Below are 20,846 nucleotides of genomic sequence, written 5' to 3'. Positions count from 1 at the left end.
TGGCCGGACTGCGGTGCGCTTGACGGGGGCACCTTTCCCGTTCGGACCCTCTTGCGGGGCCTGTTGAAACTGTTGGGGCGCGGATGTTCCGACATCAGAAGTTCTCCCGCAGCCAGCGGCCGAAGCGGGCAATGCCGCCGCCGCGCCGCTGCGATTCGCTGACCGCATGAAGCTGCGCGCGCGCCTCCAGACGACGGTCGGCGAAGGCCAGGCATCCGACCAGCGTGGTATAGGCCGGGCTGGACATGGCTTCGGGCAATCCGGTGACGTTCAGGGGGCGGGCGACACGCACCGGCTTGTCCAGAATGTCATGCGCCAGGCGGTCAATGCCGCTCAGCAGGCTGCCGCCGCCGGTCAGCACGATCTTGCGGCCGGCCATCGCGGCATGACCGCTGGATTCGATGCGTTCCCGCACCGTCTCGAAGATTTCCTCGACGCGCGGACGGATCACACCGATCAGCAGCGAAAGCGGCATCTGGCTGGATGCTTCCGTCCATCCGTCGCCGATGGCGGGAACAGGGATCGTCTCGTCGTCATCCTGCGGTCCGACGAAGACGCCGCCGCGGGTGGTTTTCAGGCGCTCCGCGGCCTCGATGGAGGTGGCCAGAATGCGTGCCACGTCGTTGGTGATGTGCGCGCCGCCGATCGGCACGGATTCCACGTGCACCAGATTGCCATCCCGGAACATGCCGATCTTGGTGATGCCCGCGCCCAGATCCACGACCGCCGTGCCCAGGTCGCGCTCGTCCCAGGTGAGCGCGCCCAGTCCCGCGGCGTATGCGCCAGCGATCAGATCGGCGGGACGCAGGTGCGCCCTGCCGACGCACATTTCCAGATTGCGCTGGGCGAAGCTGGCCGCCGTTGCGATGTGGACATCGACACCCAGACGGCGGCCGACCATGCCGCGCGGATCCCCGATGCCGCTGGCACCGTCCAGCGAGAAGCCGACAGGGATGGCGTGCAGCACCGACCGCTCGCCCGGTTCGGACTTGGCCCCCGCCTGCCGCAGCAGCCGGCGCACATCCTGATCGTCGATCGGGCGATCGGGGGCGGTGATCTCCACGCCCACCGTGTGCGATGCCGGGAATCCGCCGGACAGGGAAACGAACACCTCGTCGATCTCGGTCTGGGCCATCCGCTCGGCGATGTCGACGGCGGCGCGAATCGCGGCCTCTGCGGCATCCATGTCGGTCACGACACCCTTGCGCAGGCCGTGGGCGCGCTTCGTGGCGGCACCCAGAATCCGGTGACCGCCATTGTGCGGGGTCGCCACGGCACATGCGACCTTCGACGAACCGACGTCCAGCGCGGCAATGATGGGAGAACGCGAGGATGCCATGGATCAGGTTTCCCTTTCGCTGTTGACCGGTGCGGCCGGCTGCGGCTTCAGACGGACGATGACGCGACCGGGCACACGCAGGTCGATCAGCTTCAGCCGCTTGGCCAGCAGGCCGTCGCGCCTGTCCACTTCGTTGAACTGGGCCCATGCGTCACCGGCCTCGGTTTCGGGCAGCCGGATGGTGACACCGTTCTCCATCCCGATGTCCCAGCGCCGTTCCCGTATCAGGCTGGCGGTCCGGACCTGCGCCGCCAGCCGGGGTGAGCGTTCCAGCAGGTCGAACAGTTCGCCAGCGCGCAGATTGGCCTGCGGACCGACCAGACGGGGCAGATGCTGATAGCGGCTGCCGACATTGCGCAGGATCGTCTCGCCTTCGCTGTCGATCAGCGCGGTCTTGCCGTTGAGCTGCCAGCGCGCAAAGGGCTCGCGTTCGTTGATCGCGATATGCAGGCGACCGGGCAGATGGCGCGAAATGCTCGCATGCCGGACCCAGCCGTTCTGTTCGATCTGCTGCCGCAGATCGTCCAGGTCCAGGCGCAGGATCGGGTCTCCCAGTTGCAGGTCCAGCATCGCGCGCAGGGCCTCGGGTCCGGCGCGGTGCCGCCCGCTGATGGTGACTTCGGCCAGGCCCAGACCGAGGCCGCGATGCACCTGATCGATCCCGCGATCGATGGCCTTGGCTGTCTTGCCGTGCCAGTTGTCGGAGTAGCCGTAGACACCTGTCGCGCCGACCAGCAGCACGGCCATCAGGCCGCCCGCCCATGCCATCCGGCGGCGGCGATTGCGGCGCGGCATCGTGCGTTCCGTCGACGGTTTCTTCCGCGACCTGGGTTTCTTCGATTCCAGGACCCGGTCCGCGTCGTCGGCCTTCAGCGATCGCATGATGCATCCTCCACAAGTTCCCGGCAGAGATCCTCGAACGAGATGCCCTGATGGGCGGCGATCTCGGGTGCCAGCGACGTCGGCGTCATGCCGGGCTGCGTGTTGATTTCCAGCAGGTAAAGCGATGCCGGACCCTCGCCGGTATCGTCATATCTCAGGTCGGCCCGGGTCAGCCCGCGGCACCCCAGGACCTGATGGGCTTTCCGGGCGTATTCCAGTGCCAGGTCGTAGTCCGTCCCGGGCATCGGTGCCGGCATCACATGCCGCGATCCGCCCGGTGCGTACTTGGCTTCGTAATCGTAGAAGCGGCCCGGCGAGACGATCTCGATGGCGCCCAGTGCACGGTCGCCCAGCACGGCGACCTGAATCTCGCGTCCCGGAATGTAGCGTTCCACCAGAACCTTTTCGTCGGCATTGCCGGAATCCAGCGGACGGATGTTGTCGTCTTCCAGAATGATCTCGACGCCGACCGAGGAGCCCTCGTTGAAGGGTTTGATGACGATGGGCGGCTGGAAATCCGTGCGGGCCGCCAGGGCCTTGCGTGTCATGACCTCGCCATCGGGCACCGGAATGCCGACATCGCGGAACAGCACCTTCGCTTCCGGCTTGTTCATGGCCAGCGACGAGGCGAGAACGCCCGAGTGGGTGTAGGGGATGCCCATGATCTCCAGCAGTCCCTGAACGGTCCCGTCCTCGCCGAACCGGCCATGCAGGGCGTTGAAGACCACGTCGGGTGCCACATCGGCCAGCCTCTGGGCGAGGCTGCGGTCCACATCGACGCGCTCGACCGCGTAGCCGCAGTTCTCCAGGGCCCGCGCGCAGGCTTCGCCCGTCACCAGCGAGACCTCGCGCTCGGCGGACCATCCGCCCATGATGACGGCCACGCGGGTCATGCCGTCACCTCCGGGCCGATGCCGATGCGTCTGATTTCCCAGTGCAGGGCGACGCCGGAACGGGCCAGTACACGCTTGCGGACGGTTTCTCCCAGTGTTTCGAGATCGTGCGCGGTTGCGCTGCCGCGGTTGATCATGAAGTTGCAGTGCTGCTCGGACATCTGCGCGTCGCCGATCACCAGCCCGCGACAGCCTGCGGCGTCGATCAGTTCCCAGGCCTTGTGCCCGTCCGGGTTGGCGAAGGTTGATCCGCCCGTGCTGGACTTCACCGGCTGACTGGTCGTGCGTTCGGTACTGATCCGGTCCATGCGTTCGGCGATCAGCGCCGGGTCGCCCTCCGCGCCCAGCAGGACGGCCTCGACGAAGATATGGTCCTCGGGCAGACCACATGTCCTGTATCCGAAGTCGAGCTGTTCGTTGATCGACCACTGCAGCAGGCCCGTCGGGTCGATCCAGCGGGCGGCGACGACGAGCTGGCTCATCTCCTGGCCATAGGCGCCGGCGTTCATGCGCAGCGCGCCACCGATGGAGCCGGGTACGCCCCGCAGGAACTCGTATCCCGCAAAGCCATGATCCTTCGCGCGCAGGGCGACGCTCACGTTTGAACATCCGGCGCCGACGCACAGCCCGTGCGTATCCGGCACGATCCTGTTGAAACCCCTGCCAAGGCGGATGACGACACCCGGAATCCCGCCGTCGCGCACCAGCAGGTTCGCGCCCGACCCGATCACGGTGACGGGAACGTCCTGCGGGCGATAGGTCATGAAGGCCATCAGATCGTCGATGTCGGCCGGGCGGAAGAGCACCTCGGCCGGGCCGCCCACGCGGAACCAGGTCAGGTCACGCATTGGCGCATCGGCCTCGTAGCTGCCGCGTACGTGGGGCAGACGATCGATCAGGCCGGCGCTGCGTCGGATATCGGTCATCGCATTCATGCTCCGCCCCGTTCCGTCAGTATCTTCTGCAGGGCTTCCGGCAGGGCGTTGGCCCACTGCGTGATCGACCCCGCACCCAGGCAGACGACCATGTCGCCGGGCCCGGCATGCTGCAGAACTGTCCCGGCCAGAGCATCCGGACTTTCCAGCGCGATGGCGCGGCGATGGCCATGGGCCTGCAATCCCTCGACCAGGCCCAGGCGGTCGATACCGTCGATGGGCTCTTCGCCCGCCGCATGCACGTCGGCCACGATCACGGTGTCGGCATTGTTGAAACAGGCGCAGAAATCCTGGAACAGGGCGGCAAGACGCGAATACCGGTGCGGCTGAACCACGGCGATCACCTGCCCCTCGGTGGCCTCGCGCGCGGCGCTCAGGACCGCCTCGATCTCGACCGGATGATGCCCGTAATCGTCGATGACGGTGATGCCGCCTGCCTCGCCAGTCTTCGTGAACCGCCGTTTCACGCCGCCGAATCCGGCCAGCCCTTCGCGGATATTGTCGTCGCTGACGCCGATCTCCCGCGCCATCGCGATTGCGGCGAGGCTGTTCAGCACATTGTGGCGGCCGGGCATCGGCAGGCGCATGCCGTCGATCCGCGTGGTCTCGCCCGTTCGGCGCTCTTCGAAGGTGACGTCGAACTGTGCCGTGCCGCCTTCGAAGGTCAGGTTGATGGCGCGAACGTCCGCCTGCGGGCTGAAGCCGTAGGAAATGACCCGCCGGTCGGTGACCTGCCCGATCAGGGACTGCACTTCGGGATGGTCGATGCACATCACCGCCACGCCATAGAAGGGCAGGTTCTCGACGAACGTCAGGAAGGCGTCCCGGATTTCGTCGAAGTCGGCGTAGAAATCCAGATGTTCGGGATCCATGTTGGTAACGATGGCCGCCGTCGCGGGCAGCTTGACGAAGCTGCCGTCGGATTCATCGGCTTCGACCACCATCCATTCGCCTTCGCCCAGACGGGCGTTGGTGCCATAGGCATTGATGATGCCGCCGTTGATCACGGTCGGATCGATTCCGGCATGGTCCAGCAACTGGGCGACCATGGATGTCGTGGTCGTCTTGCCATGGGTGCCGCCGACGGCAACGGCCCACTTCAGACGCATCAGTTCCGCCAGCATCTCGGCGCGCCGCACGACCGGCACCAGACGCTCCCGCGCGGCCCGTACTTCGGGATTGTCGGCTTTCACAGCGGTCGAGACCACGAGGGCCTGCGCATCGCCGACGTTCTCCGCCCGGTGCCCGACCTCGACGTGGATGCCCAGACCGCGCAGACGTTCCACATTGGCGCTGGCCGCAATGTCGCTGCCCTGCACCTGATAGCCCAGATTGTGCATGACTTCGGCGATGCCGCTCATGCCGATGCCGCCAATGCCGACGAAATGGATGGGGCCGATATCGAGGGGCATCTGTCTCATGCAGCGGCTCCGATCTCTTCGACAAGGTCGGCCAGCCGTGCCGCCGCCTCTGGACGGCCCAGCGCGAAGGCGCTGCCGGCCATCCGCGACAGGGTGGCCGGGTCTTCCAGCAGGGCTTCCAGCGTGCGCTGGCAGGTCGCCGCGTCGAACTTGTCGTTGGCGATCACCCAGGCCGCGCCCGCCGAAGCCATCGCTTCCGCGTTGGCCGTCTGATGATCGTCGGCGGCGTAGGGGTAGGGCACCAGCACCGAAGGCCGGCCCGCGACGCCCAGTTCGGCAACCGTCGATGCGCCCGCGCGTGCCAGGATCAGATGCGCATCCGACAGCAGGCCGGACATGTTGTCGAAGAAGCTCGCCAGTTCGACATCGACTCCCGCTTCGGCGTAGGCCGCGCGCACCGGTTCCAGTTCTTCGGCACGGACCTGCTGCGTGACGTGGATGCGGTTTTTCAGTTTCTCCGGCAGGTTTGCGATCGCCGCCGGTACCGTTGACGCAAAGATCGACGCACCCTGACTGCCACCGAACACCAGCAGCCGAATCGGGCCTGTGTGATCCGGTTCGGCATAGGCGTTCTGCCGGATGGCCAGCACCGCCTGGCGCACAGGATTGCCTGTCACCTCGATACGGCTGCCCTGCGCCTTATCCAGTGCGCGGGTCCGGTCAAACGAGAGCGCGACCGCCGACGCCACCTTGCCGAAGACACGGTTGACCCGCCCCAGATAGGCGTTCTGTTCGTGCAGCACGACCGGGCGCTTCTGACGCGCTGCTGCCCAGAGCGCCGGGAAACTGGCATAGCCGCCGAACCCGATCACTGTCGCGGGCTGTATCGTGCGCAAGTGTTTCAAAGCCTGAAATCCGCCGCGGGTAAGTTGCGCCGCGCCACGCAGCTTGCTGGCGATACCGCCCGACGGAGAGCCGGACGAAACCGTCACGATCTCGCTGTTGGGGAAGCGGTCCGCGTAGGCCTGTCCGCGCCGGTCGGTCATCAGGACGATCCGATGCCCGCGCGCGGTCAGCTGTTCCGCCAGCGCCTGTGCCGGGAACAGGTGACCGCCGGTGCCGCCCGCCGTCAGCACATATGTCCGGGCTGCGCTCATCGGTATCCGGCCTCCGATCCCGTGCGGCGCATCAGCGCCAGCAGGAACCCCGCCGAGATCGAAAGTGCGAGCAGCGAAGAGCCGCCATAGCTGATGAACGGCAGGGTCATGCCCTTGGTCGGCAGCAGGTTCAGATTGACGCCGATGTTCACCGCCGCCTGCAGTCCGAACAGGGCCAGAAAACCGGAACAGCACAGCACCACGAACAGATCCTGCTCGCGCCGCATGCGCATCAGGCCGCGCACGACGATCACGGCGAAAAGGGCGATACCAAGCACGCAGGCGATGGCGCCGAATTCTTCCGCCGCAACGGCAAAGATGAAGTCGGTGTGGCCGTCCGGCAGCAGGTATTTCACCTCGCCCTGACCCGGACCCGTGCCGGTCAGCCCGCCCGCTTCGAAGGCTTCCATGGCGCGGTCGACCTGATAGTTCTCGACGCTCGGGTCCAGGAAGCGGTCGAAGCGCTCGCGGACGTGGCTGAACATGCTGTAGGCCGCGAACAGGGCACCCGCGCCCAGCACGAACATGCCGAAGACCAGCAGCAGGGGCATGCCGGCGATGAAATACTGGGCCGCCCAGACGCAGGAGATCACCAGCGACATGCCGATGTCGGGTTGCATGGCCAGCGTGCCCACGATGGCAACGCACAGGATCGCCGATGCCAGCACACCGGTCTGCGAGGCGTTGTCGCGTCCGCCCGAGGAAATCAGCCATGCGGTCATGACGACAAAGGTCGGTTTCAGGAATTCCGACGGCTGGACCGACAGGCCGCCGAACCGCAGCCAGCGCGACGCACCGTTCACATCGACCCCGATGAACAGCGTTGCGATTGTTGCTGCAAAGGCCAGCCCGAAACCGATGATGGCGAGGCGGCGCACCTGGGCGACCGACAGGATCGACAGGCCGACCAGCGCCAGCAGGGCAGGGGCCAGGAAGATCAGCTGGCGCTGCACGAAGAAGTAGGTCTCCAGCCCCTTGCGATGCGCGGTGGCCGGACCGGCGGCCAGCGTCAGGGTGATGCCGATGCCGATCAGCACGACGAAGGCCACCAGCGTGAACCGGTCGACGGTCCACCACCAGCGCCCCAGCGTGGAGCGGTCCGTGCGTCCGAACCCGATCATGAGGCACCGCCTTCGCGCGCGATGATGTATTCCGCGATGGCCCGGAAGGCATCGCCACGGGCTTCGAAGTTGGGGAACTGGTCAAAGCTGGCGCAGGCCGGTGACAGCAGAACCACGCCTGTGCCTTCCCTGCGTGCCGCATCGAACGCGGCCTCGGTGGCTGCGGCGAGCGTGTTGCAGCGGCTGGTCTCGACGATGCCGTCCAGGGCGCGGGCGAACGGACCCATGGCCTCACCGATCAGATACGCATGACGCACCCGGTTCATGAAGGGCATCACCGCATCCAGCCCGCCGTCCTTCGGCTTGCCGCCCGCGATCCAGTGAATGTGCTCGAAGGCGCCCAGTGCACGGGCTGCGGCCTCGGCGTTGGTGGCCTTGGAATCGTTGTAGAATGTGACGCCGCCGGTTTCCCCGATCCGCTCGATGCGGTGGGCCAGCCCCGGAAAGCTGCCCAGGGCCGCCGCGATCTGCGGTGGCGTGCAGCCCAATGCCCGGCAGACCGCATAGGCGGCTGCGGCGTTCTGGTGGTTGTGGGTGCCGGGAAGCGCGCGTGCGTCCTTCAGGTCGACGACACTCAGCCCGTTCTCGAAGATATGACCCTTCAGCGCATAGATGCCCTGCTGCAGGGCGCGCTCCACCGAAACCCGGACGACGGTGATGCCGGTTTCAGTGTCCAGCCGGTCCGCGAGACCACTGCCGTAGGGGTCATCGACCCCGATCACGGCGGTATCGCCCGCGGACATGTTGGCGAACAGCCGTTCCTTGGCGGCCATATAGCCGTCCATCCCGCCATGCCGGTCCAGATGATCCGGCGTCAGGTTCAGGAACACGCCGATCTGCGGATGGAAGCTGTCGATCAGGTCGAGCTGGTAGGACGAGAGTTCCAGCACATGCACCGTGTCCGCTTTCGGTGGATCCAGATCCAGCACGGCCCGGCCGATGTTGCCCGCGGCGACGGCATCCCGTCCGCTGGCTTGCAGGACATGGGCGATCAGGGCGGTCGTGGTCGACTTGCCGTTGGTGCCGGTCACGCCGACCTTGATGCTGTCGGGGCAGGCAGTGGCATAGAGTTCCACATCGCCCGCGATGGACGCACCGGCCGCCCGTGCGGCGACCATGGCCGGGTGCGGCTGCGGATGGGTCAGCGGAATACCCGGCGCGGGCACAAGGATATCCGTCGTCGTCCAGTCGAGTTCGACGGGATTCTGCATCGGTACGTTGGGCAGGGCCGCGCGGCGTTCGGGGCGGTCGTCCCAGGCCAGGACTTCCACGCCGCCGGCGATGGCCGCCTTCGCCGTGGCGACGCCGCTCTTGCCGAGGCCCAGCACCGCCAGCCGTCTGTCCCTGTAGGGGGCCAATGGAATCATCGCGCTCACCTCAGCTTCAGCGTGGCCAGACCGACCAGCGCGAGAATGAGGGAGATGATCCAGAAGCGGATCACGATGGTGGGCTCTTTCCAGCCCTTCTGTTCGTAGTGATGGTGCAGCGGTGCCATCTTGAAGACGCGCTTGCCGGTCAGCTTGAAGCTGGCGACCTGAACGATCACCGACACGGCCTCCAGCACGAACAGTCCGCCGATGATGGCCAGCACGAACTCATGCTTCACGACAACGGCGATGGCACCCAGCGCACCGCCCAGGGCCAGGCTGCCCGTGTCGCCCATGAACACCATGGCAGGCGGGGCGTTGAACCACAGGAAACCCAGCGCCGCACCGACCAGCGCGCCGGTCAGTACCGCCAGTTCACCGGCACCGGGCACGTTGTTGATCTGCAGGTAGTCCGCGAAGATGGCGTTGCCGGTGACATAGGCGATCAGCGCGAAGGCCCCGGACGCGATCATCACAGGCACGATGGCCAGACCGTCCAGCCCGTCGGTCAGGTTGACGGCGTTTGCCGTGCCGACGATGACGAACATGGCGAACGGCAGGAACAGCAGGCCGAGATCCAGCAGGTAGTTCTTCACGAACGGGAAGGCGAGCTTGTTCGACAGATTGTCCGGGGATATCTCGGCCAGCCATACCGTCGCCGCCAGGCAGACCGCGAATTCGATGATCAGCCGGGTCCGGCCCGGTATGCCCTTGTGCGTGCCGCCGGAAATCTTCGAGTAGTCGTCGACGAAACCGATCGCGCCGAAGCTGAGTGTCACGAACAGCACGATCCAGACATAGTGGTTCGTCAGGTCCGCCCACAGCAGCGTCGCCACGGTCACCGAGAACAGGATCAGGAACCCGCCCATCGTGGGCGTGCCCTGCTTGGTCAGCAGGTGGCTGGCGGGGCCATCATCGCGGATCGGCTGGGCGTATCGCGGCTTGGACTTCAGCCAGCGGATGAAGCGCGGCCCAACGATGAAACAGACGATCAGCGCGGTCATGACAGACCCGCCGGTGCGGAAGGTCAGGTACCGGAACAGGTTGAAGACCTGGAACTGGTCGGCGAGCGGGAAGAGCAGGTTGTACAGCATCTCTTACCCCTGACCGTTCGCGGCAGCCGGACTGATATCGGCTGTTTCAAGCGCTTTCAGCGCGTCGACGATGACCGCCATGCGGCTGCCCAGCGATCCCTTCACCAGAACCACATCACCGGGCCAGACGGCCTGGGTGACCTGCGTGGCGAGGTCCGAGGAGGTCGCGGTGTGCCGGATATCGACCTGACCGTTCAGGCGGGATGCCAGATGCTGCATGTCGCTGCCGCAGAGGAAGACCATCCGCGCGCCCGATTCGATGACGGCGTCGGCCAGCCGCGCGTGCATGTCGGCGCTGTCGTCGCCCAGTTCCAGCATGTCGCCCAGCACGGCAATCCGGCGGCCGCGCGGTCCCGGATCCGCTGCGCCAAGCACCGAAAGCGCCGCGCGCATGCTGGCCGGGTTGGCGTTGTAGCTGTCGTCGATCAGCGTGATCGTGCCGTCTCCGGCGCGGATCTCGGTGCGCGCACCGCGCCCGTCCAGCGGCTGCAGCCGTGCGAGGGAGGGGGCAGCCAGTCCCAGATCGGCGCCCGCCGCCTGGACTGTGGCCAGCACGCCAAGCGCGTTCAGCACCCAGTGCTCGCCGGCCATCCCGATGCAGAAGGCGGCTTCGACATCGTTGATCATCGCGCGGACGCAGGACCGGTCGGGTTTCACCTTCGCGCAGATCAGGCGGACCGTCGCCAGGTCGTCCGTTCCGAAGGTGACCAGCCGACCGACACCGGCGTTTCGGGCCGACGCGGCGAGCCGCCCGGTCTGCGGCAGGTCGGCCGGCAGGATGGCTGTCGTGTCGCCGCCCATCGACTGGAAGATCTCGGCCTTCGCGTCGGCGATGCCGTCCAGCGACTCGAACGCCGCCATGTGGGCGGGCGCAATGGTGGTGATCAGCGCCACGTCCGGTCGCGCCATCGCGGTCAGGTGCGCGATCTCGCCCGCGTGGTTCATGCCCATCTCAAGCACCGCGTACTCGGTATCGCGGGGCATCAGGGCGAGCGTCAGCGGCACGCCCCAGTGATTGTTGTAGCTGCGCGGTGAGGCGTGCACGCGTGCGCCGCAGGCTTCCAGGCAGTGGCGGATCGCTTCCTTGCAGCCGGTCTTGCCTGCTGAACCCGTCACGCCGATAACTTTCGCCGACGTGCGGGCGCGGGCGGCATGTCCCAGCCGCTCCAGCCCGACCATCGTGTCCTGAACCGTGATCAGACGCCCGGCGTCGGCACCGTCGACGGGCTTGTGAACCAGCGCTGCGACGGCCCCCTTGGACAGCGCATCCGTGACCCATGCGTGGCCATCCTGATTGTCGCCGTCGATGGCGATGAACAGGTCGCCGGGTTCGACGGTGCGGCTGTCGATGGACACGCCCGTCGCCCTCCAGGTGCCGGTTGCGGTGCCGCCGGTGGCCTCGACCACCTCCTGTGCCGTCCAGATGTCGGTCATGTGCGCTTCTCCATGGCTGCGCCTGTCACGGACAGGTCGTCAAAGGGAAGCGTCTGGTGGCCGACAATCTGGCCCGATTCATGGCCCTTTCCGGCAATCAATGCGACATCGCCGGTTTTCAGCAGGCTCGCCGCGTGGAAGATGGCGTCGCGACGGTCGCCGATCTCGATGCCGTTCTCGCAGGCGGCCATGATCTCGGCGCGGATGACGGCGGCGTCTTCGGTGCGCGGATTGTCGTCGGTGACGATGGCGACATCCGACAGTTCGGCAGCGATCCGGCCCATCAGCGGGCGTTTCGCGCGGTCGCGGTCGCCACCGCAGCCGAAGACGGTGATGATCCGGCCTTTCGTGTGCGGGCGGAGGGCCGAGATCGCGGAGCGCAGCGCCTCAGGCGTATGGGCGTAGTCCACGAAGGCGGCGGTCTCGGCGTCTCCGCCAGCCAATTGCAGGCGTCCCGGCGCGCCCTTGATCTTGGCGAGACCGGTGACGGCCCTTTGAATGTCAGCGCCCAGCGAAACGGCGAGCGCGAGCGCCGCGATGACGTTCTCGGCCTGGAAATCGCCGATCAGCGGCAGGTCGATGCTGAAGGCCTGATCCATGGCGTTGAGCCGGACACGCTGCCCGCTCAGGTCAGCCGCAACGCTCGTGAAGCTGAAATCGGCAATGTCCTGACCGTAGGTTGTTACGTTCAGCCCGACCGCGTCGGCCCGATCCACCAGTTTCCGGCCGAAGTCGGTATCGATGTTGATGACGGCCGGCGCGCCCTCGGGCAGCAGTTCGGTGAAAAGCCGCGCCTTCGCGTCGAAATAGTCATCGACCGTCGGGTGATAGTCGAGATGATCGTGGGTCAGGTTGGTGAAGGCCCCCGCGCTCAGCGCCAGGCCGTCCATGCGTCGCTGGGCCAGCCCGTGACTGGACGCTTCCAGTGCCAGATGCGTCACGCCGTCGTTGGCCAGCGCGGCGATCTGCTGATGCAGGGCTACCGGATCGGGTGTGGTCAGCCCGCCGGCATAATGTCCGTTGCGCGTGGTCACGCCCAGCGTACCGATACAGGCCGCGTTGAGATTCAGGGCTGCCCAGATCTGGCGCAGGAACCAGACGATCGAGGACTTGCCGTTGGTGCCGGTTACCGCAACGACGGTCGCGGGCTGCGAACGGTAGAAGCGGGCGGCCATCCGGGCCAAACACAGCCGCGGATCGTCGCCGGTCAGGACCGGAACGCCGGCATCCAGGCGCTGGCCTGCGAGCACGGCAGCGGCGCCGTTCGCGACTGCCTGATCGACGAATGCGGCCCCGTCCTGGGTGACGCCGGGCAGGGCGGCGAACAGATAGCCCGGCTGGACCTGGCGGCTGTCTGCCGTCAGACCTGCGATATCGATTGCCCCCGCATCCCCCGCCTTGTCGCCCGCCAGATCAGAGAGTCTCATTCTTGCTGACCCTCCGCTGGGTGTTGGCGGGCAAGCTGAGGGTCTCGGCCACCATGGCATCGTCCGTCGCGACAGGCATGATCCCCAGAATGGGCGCGATGGCCGGAATGATCCGGCCGATCGTCGGGGCGGCGGTCCAGCCCGCCGTCGCATAGCCAAAGGTTTCCTTCGTGCCCTTCGGTTCGTCGAGGACCACCAGGACCACATACCGGGGGGCGTGCATCGGGAAGGCGGCGGCGAACGACGTGATCATCCGCTTGCGCGAATAACCCTTGCCCCGCCCGATGGCTTTTTCCGCCGTACCCGTCTTGCCGCCGACGACGTAGCCGGGGGCCTGGGCCTTGCGGCCCGTTCCTTCGGCGACCACCAGACGCAGCAGCTTGCGCAGGCTGGCCGACGTCGCTTCCGACATGATCTCGCGCTCGGTGGCGGGATTGTCCGGACCGCGCTTCAGCAGGGTAGGTGTGACGTAGCGTCCGCCGTTCACCATCGCGGCCATCGCCGACGCCAGTTGCATGGGCGAGACTGCGAGTCCGTGTCCAAAGGCGATGGTCATGGTCTCCAGCTCGCGCCAGCGTGCAGGCGGCTGCGGGCTGACAACCTCGTTCAGTTCGATGGGCGAACGGTCGAGCAGGCCGAGCGATCCCAGGAAGCGCTGCTGCGCCTCGGTGCCGATGTCGACCGCCATCTTCGCCGCGCCGATGTTCGACGAATACTTGAAGATCTCGGCGACCGTCATCCAGCGGGCCTTGGCGTGATGGTCGCGGATGGTGAAGCGCCCGAACTTGATCGGGTGGGTCGCGTCATAGCCGTCGGTCAGGCGCCGATCCCCGATTTCCAGCGCCATCGCCGTGGTGAACGCCTTGAAGGTCGATCCCATCTCGTAACGGCCATAGGTCGCGCGGTTGAAGAAGGCATCCTCGCGCACGGCTTCGCGGCGGTTGGCGTCGAAGTCTGGAAGCGATACCAGCGAAACGACCTCGCCATTGTCGACGTCCAGCACGATGGCTGCGCCGCCGATGGCCGAGAAAGTATCGATGGAAGCCTGGAGTTCCTTGCGGACGACATGCTGGACGCCCAGATCGACGGAAAGCTGGACGGCGTCCGTATTGCCGCCGATCAGTTTCTCCTGAAGACCGCGTTCGATACCGGCGCGGCCCTGGTGCTCAACATCCAGAAAACCCACGATGTGGGCTGTCAGGGAACCCGCCGGATAGTTGCGCGTCACCGTCGGCAGCAGTTCCAGCGCCGGATCGCCCACTTCATACAGTGCGGCGACCTGCCCGGGCGTCAGACGGCGGCGCAGGAAGACGCTCGACCGTCCGGCGGCGAGGCGTTCCGCGATCGCGTCCGGGGTGCGTTCGCCCAGCGCGTCCGCCAGCCGGACCGCCAGAGCCACCGGATCCTTCACGCGGCGGCGATGCACCATCAGCGCGCGTGTCGGCAGGTCCACGGCCAGAAGGTTGCCGCGCCGGTCGGTGATGGCCGCCCGCTTGCTCCAGAACGGTTGCTGCCGCGTCGCGCTGACCATCGCAGGTGCCGCGGTTGCCGTGCTGATCGACGCGATGGCGTCCATCGGATGCGAAAGCTGGATCGTGCGCACCGACAGCGCAGTGAAGCCGATGGCAAACGCGAAAGCCAGCATGCCCAGCCGCCGCCGGACGCGTGTGGCATCGCCGGTGGGCATCTGCCGTTTCAGATCGCGGCCGGTCAGTTCGGCGGAGGGATTGGGATCGAAAAGCGTTCGGCTCATTTCGGGGCCTCCGCCGATTTCGCTTCGACGATGCCGTCCATGCGTTCGATCACCGTCTGCAGGGCGGCAGGGTTCGCGATGATGCGATCCGGCGACGTCGGGGCGAGCGGCAGCAGGCTTTCGGCCAGTTCCTGCAGCCGTGCGGGCCGGGTCTGGTAGCTCCATTCGGCTTTCAGCACATGGATGTCCCGTTCGGTCGCCTCGATCTCGCGATCCAGCGCCCGTGCGACGTCCGTTGCGGCATCGTGGCGGCCCTCGATCTCGTACACGGCACCGATTGCCGCGATGCCGACCAGGGCGGACATGATGGTGAGGGAAAGGTTCATGCCGCCCACCCCAGATCGCTTGCCTGATAGGGCCATGGCGCGGTGTCGAGCCGTTCGGCCACACGCAGCTTTGCCGAACGCGCGCGCGGGTTGCGGTCGACCTCGGCCTTCGTGGGCTTGATGGCACCGCGCTTGATCAGCCGGAACGACGGGGCGTGCGCAGCCTGCGTTTCCGGACGATGGCGCGACCCTTGCGGCTCAGCGCCGGAACGCCGGCTGAGAAACTGTTTGACGATCCGGTCTTCCAGGCTGTGGAAGCTGACGACGGCCAGACGGCCTCCTGCGGCCAGCACCTGCTCGGCACCGCTCAGGCCGCGATGCAATTCGCCCAGTTCGTCGTTCACCGCGATGCGCAGTGCCTGGAAGACGCGGGTGGCCGGATGAATGCGGCTGTTGCCGGACGGCGCGGCGCGCGCGACCACGCTCGCCAGATGCAGTGTCGTCTCGAACGGATTGTCGGTGCGTTCCTCGCCGATGGCCCGGGCGATGCGGCGGCTGCGGCGTTCCTCGCCATAGTGATAGAACAGGTCGGCCAGCCGGTCGGCTTCCCAGCCATTGACGATGTCCGCTGCCGTCTCGCCGCTGTCGCCCATGCGCATGTCCAGCGGGCCGTCGCGCATGAAGCTGAAGCCGCGACCGGCCTGATCCAGTTGCGGGGAGGAGACGCCGAGATCCATGGCCAGCCCGTCCAGCGGTCCGGCGTCGCGCGCGCGCATCAGGTCGGCGATATCACCGAAGCGTCCCTGAACCGGGATCAGCCGACCGTCATAAGCGCGCGCCATGGCGTTCGCGGCCTCAATGGCTTCGGGGTCGCGATCGATGCCGAAGACCCTGCAGCACGTCCGTTCCAGCCAGATGCGCGCATAGCCGCCGCGTCCGAAGGTGCAGTCGGCGTAGATGCCGTCTGCCTTCAGATCAAGGGCATCGGCGACCTCTGCGCCCATGACCGGTGCGTGCGTGCTCATTCACGGGGCCCTCCGCCGGGGAGCGCCAGCAGGCCCTCGTGTTTTTCGCGGGAGATGTCACGAGACTTGGCCACCTTGCCGCCAACGCGGTCGGGCCGCATCAGCGAGAACTGCTCGCCGCGCCCGACGAAGGCGATTTCCTTGTCGACGCCCATGATCTCCCGCAGCGCGGGGGGCAGCACGATACGACCGTCGCCATCGATGGAGAAGGTCTCGACGTCGCCGAAGATCGAATAGGTGATGGCGTCATAGGCCTCGCTGGTGGGATCCTGCGGGCTCAACCGTTCCTGCAGCTTCAGCAGATGGTCGTCGCCACAGCCGACCAGAACGTCATCGTCATGGCGTGACGGAAACACATGAACATCCGAGCTGCCCTGAGATTCCAGCAACACGCGGAACTTCGACGGAATGGAAACGCGTCCATTCCGGTCGATCTTCCGGACGTGCGTGCCGAGGAAAATCTTCATAGCCCGGCGTTATCTCCGCTCACTGGACAAGGGCGTCACCGCCCGTACCTGCTCCCTCCACCACGTTCTTCTGAATTTTCCGGAATGCTACGGAAATTTCTGGAGCTAAAACGGATATATCTGGAAAAAAATGGAGCGTCAATGGAAGTAGGTGGAATCAGTCTGGGTAAATCCGCCTGTTTCCGGAGAAAATCGGTATTTCTATGGTGAACGGCTGCTTGACGAGAACAAAATTAGAACATTCTGTTCTCGGCGCAACAGATGACCTGACGGGAAACCGCAACTACTCTTGCCCGATCACACTTGTCGGGAGGACACGATGGTCGAACGGGTCAGATACGAGATCGAGGCTTTCAACACGGCGACCGAGAGCGAGAACCGGATCCATGACGACGGCATTGCGAAGCGCTTCGGCTTTCAGGGCGGTCTGGTGCCGGGCGTGGATGTCTACGCCTACATGACGCGGGCCGCCGTGCTGGTTTTCGGTGAGAGCTTTCTGCGCTCCGGCATCATGGACTGCCGGTTCGGACAGCCGGTCTACGACGGCGAGACTATCGCCGTGACAGGGCAACTCGATCACGACGGTCTGCTGAAGATCGAGCTGACGGGTCGGAACGCCACGCTGGCGACGGCCACCGCGCGACCGGGTGCCGGTGACCCGGTGCCCGGCATCTCTCGTTACCCCACTACCGAGATGCCCGGACCCGATGATCGTCCGCCGGCCGGACCGGACTCGCTGAAGGATGGGCAGGCCCTGGGAACGCTTCGCGAGGCAACGGATGCGGATTCCCAACGGAGCTACCGTCGCGATGTTCGCGAGACGCTGGAACTCTACGAGGCGCAGGGCATTGTGCATCCCGGCTACCTGTTGCGGCGGGCCAACAGTGCGCTGAAGGACAATGTCCTGCTGGGACCGTGGATCCACGTCGGCTCGACTGTCACGCATTTCTCGGTTCTGCGCGCCGGTGAACCGCTGGAGACGCGGTCGCGTGTGGACCGGCTCTACGATCACAAGGGACACGGCTTCGTTGACCTGAATGTCGCACTGTTTTCCGGGGACCGGGCCATTGCGCGGATCGCGCATGTCGCTATCTATGAGCCCAGACAAGTGAGGGTGAGTGCGTGATCAGATTTCCCGGCGTCGTATCGTCAGCCATCGTTGCCATGGCAATGTCCCTTGCGGGGACCGCGCAGGCGCAGAACCTGCTTTTCCCGCAGAAGGGGAATCCGATCGATGCGGTCACCGACCCCGGTCCGCCCGTCTTCGAGGAGGAGGCCGAGGTCGGCACCCTGGCGATCATTGTCGAGAACGACTTCTTCGCGCGGTCCGATCAGAACTACACCAATGGCCTGCGGCTGCAGTATCTGCGCCCCAAAGGCCGCGTGAGCGATCTGACGGACGCGCTGGGTCAGTACCTGCTGGGCGTCGAGGACGAAGGGCGGATGTATGAGGGCGTGTCCATCGGACAAAGCATCTTCACGCCGCTGGACATCACCGATCCGAACCCGCGCCCGGGCGAGCAGCCCTACGCCGGCTGGCTTTACATCGAGTTTGCCGGGATCGTCGACAACGTGAGTTCGGTCGATACGGTGTCGGCAACGGCCGGTATCGTCGGTCCCGCTGCGGGCGGCGAATTTGTCCAGAACACCTTCCACCGGATCATCAATTCCGATCGGGCCGAGGGCTGGGACAACCAGTTGAGCAACGAACCCGGGCTGGTTCTGGCGTTCGACCGGACCTGGCGCGTCGGGCGGTCGTTGCGCCAGTACGGTTTCGACCTTCTGCCGTCGGCCGGCGTGAGCGTGGGCAACGTCCTGACCGAAGGACGTGCCGGTTTCACCATGCGTTTCGGGCCCGATCTGGAGGATGATCTGGGACCGCCGCGCATTCGGCCCAGCCTGGCCGGAGCCGGCTTCATCGCCGGCAAGCCGGACTTCAACTGGTATTTCTTTGCCGGCATGCAGGGGCGGGCGGTGGCCAAGAACATCTTTCTGGATGGCAACAATTTTGCCGACAGCCTGCGCGTCGAGAAGCGGAATTTCGTGCACGATGCCCAGGCCGGTGTCGTGATGAACTATCAGGGGTTCCGGCTGAGCTACACCCTGGTCCGGCGCAGTCGTGAATTCGAGACCCAGACGGACCCGCACTATTTCGCGGCCTTTTCGCTGACCTTCCGATACTGACCGTGGTGTCCCGTGGCACCGTCGACTGAGACCGAAATCAAGCTCAGGGGTGACGTAGCGGTCCTGACGCAGGCGTTCGCGGCGCTCGGCGGTGACGCTCAGAAAACCACCGAGGTCGTCAGCGTCTACCATGACACCCGTGATGATCGGCTCTGGCGCAAGGGTTACACGCTGCGCCTGCGCGCCACGGGGGGCGCTCACGAACTCACGCTGAAGTCGGAAGGTGCCGGTCTGCTGGTGCGCGGCGAATGGTCTGTGCAGCTGGACGAGGCCGTACCTGATCCCGGCCTGCTGCCCCCGTCCGCGCCACGCGACGAACTTGGGCTGATCCTGCCGGAAGAACTGGTCGAACGGCACAGGACGGTCGCAAAGCGGACCAGAAAACGTGTCGAGACGGACGGGTCGGTGATCGAGGTCTCCCTCGATCTCGGTTCGATCGAGGCGAACGGACAGGCACACGCGCTCGGCGAGATCGAGTTCGAACTGCTGCACGGTGACGAGGCGGCCATCCTGACGCTCGCCGAGCGTGTCCTGACGAACCACACCGTCGCCATCGAGGCCCGATCCAAGGCGGCGCGGGGCATGGAACTGGTGACGGCGAGACCACCCGCCTGGCACAGGGCCGCCCGGCCGGCACTGGTTCCGGCGGACACCATCGATGGCGCGATCGCGCATATTCTCTCGGTGACGGTCGCTCAGGCCATGGCGAACATGGCGGCCGCTGCCGACGGACGCGATGTCTCCGGCGTGCATCAGCTTCGGGTGGCGCTTCGCCGCCTTCGATCTGGGTTCTCGATCTTCGGGGAGCATCTGGGCGAACCGGTGGAAGGCCTGAACGAACAGGCCCGCCGCCTGTTGCAGGCGCTCAGTCCGGCCCGCGACCTCGATGTGTTTCTGAACGAGACCCTGCCACCGGTACTGGCGGAATACCCCGAGGGCCGTGGGCTGGACCAGTTGAAACAGCGCGCCGCGCAGCAGCGCGCCGCCGCCTACGCGCAGGTCCGGGGCATCTGTGACGATCCGGAGTTCAGCCGGTTTCTGGTGCGGGTCCTGTTGCTGGCGCGGGAACTGGAGGACCACCAGCGCGATGACGTGTCCGTCCGGGACTTTTCGATCGATGTCATGAAGCGACACCGGAAGAAGGCCCTGAAGAAGGGGCGGGATTTCGACACGATGCCGACCGTGCAACGCCATGAGGTGCGCATCGCGGTCAAGAAGCTGCGCTACGCGGTCGATTTCTTCCGCGCGCTGTATCCGCCCGATGATGTGAAGCCGTTTCGCCGCAAGCTGAAGACCCTGCAGGATGATTTCGGCGCGTTGAATGACGCGGCCGTCGCGGACGTGCTGGCCGACCGGATTGCGGACGGGTTTGTCGAGGCGCTGATGGGTGCCGCATTGATCAAGGGCTGGTATGCGCATCGGCTGAAGGCCATCGAGCCGCACATGATTGTGGCCTGGAACGATTTCCGCAAGACCGATCCCTTCTGGAAACGATGAGGCGACCCGAATGGCTGCGATTTCTGTCCTGATTGCGAACGCGAAAGGCGGCTGCGGCAAGACCACGCTGGCGACGAACCTCGCCAGCGCCTTCGCGAACGCCGGTCTGAAGACGGCGCTGGCGGAGGGCGACCGGCAGCGGTCCAGCCTGCAATGGTTGAAACGGCGGCCTGACGACGTGGCGCAGATCGAAGGCCTCGACTGGCGCGACGGTCCCGGCAAGGTGCCGAAGAAGGTTCAACGGCTGGTGATCGACGCGCCGGCGGGCGTCACCTCGAAGAGGATGCACGCGTTGCTGGAATGCGCCGATCTGGTAGTGATGCCCGTCTTGCCGTCGGTCTTCGACGAAGTGGCGACCCGGCGATTCCTGAAGAAGGTCGATGACCTGAAACCCGTTCGCAAGGGGCTCAAACCCGTCGCCATCGTCGCCAACCGCGTGCGTCCCAACACCCGTGCCGCGAAGGAACTGCACGTCTTTCTTCAAGCGCTGGGCCACGATGTGGCAACCCGGTTCACCGAGCGGGCGATCTATCCGGATGTGGCGCGGCAGGGTCTGGGCATCTTCGATCTGGCACCCTCGCGCCGCAAGGGCGCTGTCGATGACTGGCTGCCGCTGGTACGGCTGATCGAGGATCGCGCCTGAC

Annotated in this window: 19 protein-coding genes; 4 read left to right on the top strand and 15 right to left on the bottom strand. The window is 66.0% G+C overall.

All coding sequences use genetic code 11. From position 1 onward, the window contains the following. Positions 1-94: 94 nt before the first annotated feature. From ftsA to ACN0X7_RS02895, 15 genes are read right to left on the bottom strand one after another with little or no spacing between them, the layout of a single operon-like run. Positions 95-1,339 carry a cell division protein FtsA gene (gene ftsA / locus ACN0X7_RS02965; protein ID WP_417513950.1) on the bottom strand — a complete coding sequence of 415 codons (1,245 nt, stop codon included), beginning with the start codon at positions 1,337-1,339 and terminating at the stop codon, positions 95-97. Between the two features lie 3 nt (positions 1,340-1,342). Then, complete coding sequence (locus ACN0X7_RS02960; RefSeq protein WP_417513948.1) at positions 1,343-2,221, bottom strand: cell division protein FtsQ/DivIB; 879 nt, start codon at positions 2,219-2,221, stop codon at positions 1,343-1,345. Continuing rightward, the gene (locus ACN0X7_RS02955) at positions 2,209-3,114 is read right to left on the bottom strand and encodes a D-alanine--D-alanine ligase (RefSeq protein WP_417513947.1); all 906 of its coding nucleotides are present in this window, start codon (positions 3,112-3,114) and stop codon (positions 2,209-2,211) included. The genes ACN0X7_RS02960 and ACN0X7_RS02955 overlap by 13 nt, the downstream gene beginning before the upstream one ends. Beyond that, positions 3,111-4,040 (bottom strand): UDP-N-acetylmuramate dehydrogenase, encoded by a 930-nt coding sequence (gene murB / locus ACN0X7_RS02950; RefSeq protein ID WP_417513945.1) that lies wholly within the window; start codon positions 4,038-4,040, stop codon positions 3,111-3,113. The genes ACN0X7_RS02955 and murB overlap by 4 nt, the downstream gene beginning before the upstream one ends. A gap of 5 nt (positions 4,041-4,045) precedes the next feature. Further along, complete coding sequence (gene murC / locus ACN0X7_RS02945) at positions 4,046-5,470, bottom strand: UDP-N-acetylmuramate--L-alanine ligase (protein ID WP_417513943.1); 1,425 nt, start codon at positions 5,468-5,470, stop codon at positions 4,046-4,048. Continuing rightward, the gene (gene murG / locus ACN0X7_RS02940; protein ID WP_417513941.1) at positions 5,467-6,567 is read right to left on the bottom strand and encodes an undecaprenyldiphospho-muramoylpentapeptide beta-N-acetylglucosaminyltransferase; all 1,101 of its coding nucleotides are present in this window, start codon (positions 6,565-6,567) and stop codon (positions 5,467-5,469) included. Before murG ends, murC begins: the two co-directional genes overlap by 4 nt. Further along, positions 6,564-7,688, bottom strand: a complete 1,125-nt coding sequence (locus tag ACN0X7_RS02935; protein ID WP_417513939.1) for an FtsW/RodA/SpoVE family cell cycle protein — start codon at positions 7,686-7,688, stop codon at positions 6,564-6,566. The genes murG and ACN0X7_RS02935 overlap by 4 nt, the downstream gene beginning before the upstream one ends. Further along, complete coding sequence (murD, locus tag ACN0X7_RS02930; protein WP_417514660.1) at positions 7,685-9,055, bottom strand: UDP-N-acetylmuramoyl-L-alanine--D-glutamate ligase; 1,371 nt, start codon at positions 9,053-9,055, stop codon at positions 7,685-7,687. The genes ACN0X7_RS02935 and murD overlap by 4 nt, the downstream gene beginning before the upstream one ends. A 5-nt stretch (positions 9,056-9,060) precedes the next feature. Then, positions 9,061-10,149 (bottom strand): phospho-N-acetylmuramoyl-pentapeptide-transferase, encoded by a 1,089-nt coding sequence (gene mraY, locus ACN0X7_RS02925; RefSeq protein WP_417513937.1) that lies wholly within the window; start codon positions 10,147-10,149, stop codon positions 9,061-9,063. Positions 10,150-10,152: 3 nt separating this feature from the next. After that, positions 10,153-11,583, bottom strand: a complete 1,431-nt coding sequence (locus ACN0X7_RS02920) for a UDP-N-acetylmuramoyl-tripeptide--D-alanyl-D-alanine ligase (protein WP_417513935.1) — start codon at positions 11,581-11,583, stop codon at positions 10,153-10,155. After that, the gene (locus tag ACN0X7_RS02915) at positions 11,580-13,010 is read right to left on the bottom strand and encodes a UDP-N-acetylmuramoyl-L-alanyl-D-glutamate--2,6-diaminopimelate ligase (protein ID WP_417513933.1); all 1,431 of its coding nucleotides are present in this window, start codon (positions 13,008-13,010) and stop codon (positions 11,580-11,582) included. Before ACN0X7_RS02915 ends, ACN0X7_RS02920 begins: the two co-directional genes overlap by 4 nt. Next, positions 12,997-14,763, bottom strand: coding sequence for a peptidoglycan D,D-transpeptidase FtsI family protein (locus ACN0X7_RS02910; RefSeq protein WP_417513931.1), 1,767 nt, complete (start codon positions 14,761-14,763; stop codon positions 12,997-12,999). Before ACN0X7_RS02910 ends, ACN0X7_RS02915 begins: the two co-directional genes overlap by 14 nt. Next, positions 14,760-15,089, bottom strand: coding sequence for a cell division protein FtsL (gene ftsL / locus ACN0X7_RS02905; RefSeq protein ID WP_417513929.1), 330 nt, complete (start codon positions 15,087-15,089; stop codon positions 14,760-14,762). The genes ACN0X7_RS02910 and ftsL overlap by 4 nt, the downstream gene beginning before the upstream one ends. Then, positions 15,086-16,054: a 16S rRNA (cytosine(1402)-N(4))-methyltransferase RsmH gene (gene rsmH / locus ACN0X7_RS02900; protein WP_417513927.1), complete on the bottom strand. Its 969-nt coding sequence runs from the start codon at positions 16,052-16,054 to the stop codon at positions 15,086-15,088. The genes ftsL and rsmH overlap by 4 nt, the downstream gene beginning before the upstream one ends. After that, positions 16,051-16,521, bottom strand: coding sequence for a division/cell wall cluster transcriptional repressor MraZ (locus ACN0X7_RS02895; RefSeq protein ID WP_417513925.1), 471 nt, complete (start codon positions 16,519-16,521; stop codon positions 16,051-16,053). The genes rsmH and ACN0X7_RS02895 overlap by 4 nt, the downstream gene beginning before the upstream one ends. 319 nt (positions 16,522-16,840) lie before the next feature. Between ACN0X7_RS02895 and ACN0X7_RS02890 the strand changes: the two genes are divergently transcribed. The 4 genes from ACN0X7_RS02890 to ACN0X7_RS02875 are packed head-to-tail and all read left to right on the top strand — an operon-like array spanning position 16,841 to position 20,845. Continuing rightward, positions 16,841-17,647, top strand: a complete 807-nt coding sequence (locus ACN0X7_RS02890) for a hypothetical protein (RefSeq protein WP_417513923.1) — start codon at positions 16,841-16,843, stop codon at positions 17,645-17,647. Continuing rightward, a complete protein-coding gene (locus ACN0X7_RS02885) occupies positions 17,644-18,705 on the top strand; it encodes a lipid A deacylase LpxR family protein (protein WP_417513921.1) in 1,062 nt (353 codons plus the stop codon). The genes ACN0X7_RS02890 and ACN0X7_RS02885 overlap by 4 nt, the downstream gene beginning before the upstream one ends. A gap of 12 nt (positions 18,706-18,717) precedes the next feature. Further along, a complete protein-coding gene (locus ACN0X7_RS02880; RefSeq protein WP_417513919.1) occupies positions 18,718-20,202 on the top strand; it encodes a CHAD domain-containing protein in 1,485 nt (494 codons plus the stop codon). Positions 20,203-20,212: 10 nt separating this feature from the next. Continuing rightward, a complete protein-coding gene (locus ACN0X7_RS02875; RefSeq protein ID WP_417513917.1) occupies positions 20,213-20,845 on the top strand; it encodes a division plane positioning ATPase MipZ in 633 nt (210 codons plus the stop codon). Position 20,846 lies beyond the last annotated feature (1 nt).

Origin of the sequence: Minwuia sp., from assembly GCF_048263705.1 — a bacterium.
GTDB lineage: Bacteria > Pseudomonadota > Alphaproteobacteria > Minwuiales > Minwuiaceae > Minwuia.
Note: the sequence above shows the minus strand (reverse complement) of the source record. Positions and strands in the feature narration are given on the sequence as shown.

Excerpts from the sequence above, each read along its gene's own strand:
- ftsA (WP_417513950.1), bottom strand. The coding sequence starts at position 1,339 with ATGGCATCCTCGCGTTCTCCCATCATTGCCGCGCTGGACGTCGGTTCG.
- ACN0X7_RS02960 (WP_417513948.1), bottom strand. The coding sequence starts at position 2,221 with ATGCGATCGCTGAAGGCCGACGACGCGGACCGGGTCCTGGAATCGAAG.
- ACN0X7_RS02955 (WP_417513947.1), bottom strand. The coding sequence starts at position 3,114 with ATGACCCGCGTGGCCGTCATCATGGGCGGATGGTCCGCCGAGCGCGAG.
- murB (WP_417513945.1), bottom strand. The coding sequence starts at position 4,040 with ATGACCGATATCCGACGCAGCGCCGGCCTGATCGATCGTCTGCCCCAC.
- murC (WP_417513943.1), bottom strand. The coding sequence starts at position 5,470 with ATGAGACAGATGCCCCTCGATATCGGCCCCATCCATTTCGTCGGCATT.
- murG (WP_417513941.1), bottom strand. The coding sequence starts at position 6,567 with ATGAGCGCAGCCCGGACATATGTGCTGACGGCGGGCGGCACCGGCGGT.
- ACN0X7_RS02935 (WP_417513939.1), bottom strand. The coding sequence starts at position 7,688 with ATGATCGGGTTCGGACGCACGGACCGCTCCACGCTGGGGCGCTGGTGG.
- murD (WP_417514660.1), bottom strand. The coding sequence starts at position 9,055 with ATGATTCCATTGGCCCCCTACAGGGACAGACGGCTGGCGGTGCTGGGC.
- mraY (WP_417513937.1), bottom strand. The coding sequence starts at position 10,149 with ATGCTGTACAACCTGCTCTTCCCGCTCGCCGACCAGTTCCAGGTCTTC.
- ACN0X7_RS02920 (WP_417513935.1), bottom strand. The coding sequence starts at position 11,583 with ATGACCGACATCTGGACGGCACAGGAGGTGGTCGAGGCCACCGGCGGC.
- ACN0X7_RS02915 (WP_417513933.1), bottom strand. The coding sequence starts at position 13,010 with ATGAGACTCTCTGATCTGGCGGGCGACAAGGCGGGGGATGCGGGGGCA.
- ACN0X7_RS02910 (WP_417513931.1), bottom strand. The coding sequence starts at position 14,763 with ATGAGCCGAACGCTTTTCGATCCCAATCCCTCCGCCGAACTGACCGGC.
- ftsL (WP_417513929.1), bottom strand. The coding sequence starts at position 15,089 with ATGAACCTTTCCCTCACCATCATGTCCGCCCTGGTCGGCATCGCGGCA.
- rsmH (WP_417513927.1), bottom strand. The coding sequence starts at position 16,054 with ATGAGCACGCACGCACCGGTCATGGGCGCAGAGGTCGCCGATGCCCTT.
- ACN0X7_RS02895 (WP_417513925.1), bottom strand. The coding sequence starts at position 16,521 with ATGAAGATTTTCCTCGGCACGCACGTCCGGAAGATCGACCGGAATGGA.
- ACN0X7_RS02890 (WP_417513923.1), top strand. The coding sequence starts at position 16,841 with ATGGTCGAACGGGTCAGATACGAGATCGAGGCTTTCAACACGGCGACC.
- ACN0X7_RS02875 (WP_417513917.1), top strand. The coding sequence starts at position 20,213 with ATGGCTGCGATTTCTGTCCTGATTGCGAACGCGAAAGGCGGCTGCGGC.